Source organism: Streptomyces cahuitamycinicus, from assembly GCF_002891435.1.
GTDB lineage: Bacteria > Actinomycetota > Actinomycetes > Streptomycetales > Streptomycetaceae > Streptomyces > Streptomyces cahuitamycinicus.
The window spans coordinates 1-1,235 of the sequence record NZ_POUC01000852.1 but is presented as its reverse complement, the minus strand read 5'-3'; the positions used below and the strand labels follow the sequence as shown (position 1 = coordinate 1,235).

Sequence of the window (1,235 nt, the reverse complement as noted above, 5' to 3'; positions counted from 1 at the left end):
GGCGTAGGGGGGTGCCGTACGTTGACGGGCCGTGCGGGGAGGTGCCGTACGTTGACGGGCCGTGCGGGGGCGGGGCCCGGCTACCGTCCCGCGGTGCCGTGGGCGATCGTCGTGACCCGCTCGCTCTCCACCCGCTTGTCCAGCACGCCGTCCCCGGCCTGGTCGAGATGCCGGCACAGCACCACCGAACCGCCCGTGGCCAGCGGCCCGTACAGCCCCGCGTTCAGCCCTTCCCACGTGTCGTACGGCAGCCCCGACAGGATCCGCGACCCCGGCCCGGTCAGGCCCAGTGCCGTCGCCTCGGCCCGGGCCCGCTCGACCACCTGGGCCCCGCTGAACTCCCGACCGGCCACGATCAGCGCGGGCGCCTCCGGATCCACGGGTACGTACGGCACGAACCGGTCACCCTGCCCCGGGACTTCCACCGCGTAGTCGGTGAACCCGTCGGGAGCCTGCGGAAACCGCCCGCCGAGCGGCCGCAGCGCCATCGCGATCCGCGTGCCGGAGCAGGCCCGCGCCTCCTCCAGGCGGTCCGGCCCGCTCACCACGACATCGGCCGCCCGGGCATCCCCGGAGACGTCCGCGACGACGCCCACCGACGCGCACGCCAGCAGCCACACCGCCGTCTGCCAGTGCGCGGGCAGCAGCAGCGCCACCCGGTCCCCGGGCTCGACGGACAGCTCGTCCTGCAGGAGGTTGGCGGTCTTGGCCACCCAATTGGCGAAGGTGGCCACGGACAGTTCGACACGTTCGCCCGTGGCGTCGTCGTAGAAGGTCACCAGGGGACGTCCCGGATCCGCGGCGAGCGCGGAACCCAGCAGGTCGGCGGGGGTGCGATCGGTGGCGTTCATCCGCGCAAGCGTACGCGGCGCACGACCCTGCGCCCAACGGCCCGGCCACCGCCCGCCGGACATCCGCCACCGGTTCGGCTGAACCCGGCCGACAGTCCGTCACATCCCCAATGGACAGACTTGTATGACTATGTCCAAGATCAGGGGCATGCGTGGATTCCTTGCTTCCTCGATCGGTGTCACCTGTGCGGCCGCTCTGGCCCTTCCCCTCACTCCTCCGGCCGTCGCGGCGACGGCGAGACCGGTGCCGGCCACGGAAGCCGCGGCGACGGCGAGATCCTCCCCCCACGAGGGGGAACCGGCCACGACCCCGACCGGCCGGCGGGCGGCCGAGCCGTACGCCGCCGGCAGCACCCAGTCCCTCCCGCTCGAACCCCTCACCCC

The 1,235-nt window shown here is 73.7% G+C and carries 1 protein-coding gene and 1 pseudogene; one reads left to right on the top strand and one right to left on the bottom strand.

Annotation, left to right across the window (positions count from 1 at the left end; genetic code table 11):
* Positions 1–80: 80 nt before the first annotated feature.
* The gene (locus C1J00_RS43410; protein WP_102914234.1) at positions 81–851 is read right to left on the bottom strand and encodes a TIGR03089 family protein; all 771 of its coding nucleotides are present in this window, start codon (positions 849–851) and stop codon (positions 81–83) included.
* Between the two features lie 148 nt (positions 852–999).
* Here C1J00_RS43410 and C1J00_RS46110 point away from each other — a divergent pair.
* A pseudogene (locus tag C1J00_RS46110) lies at positions 1,000–1,235 on the top strand (N-acetylmuramoyl-L-alanine amidase); the annotation flags it as partial.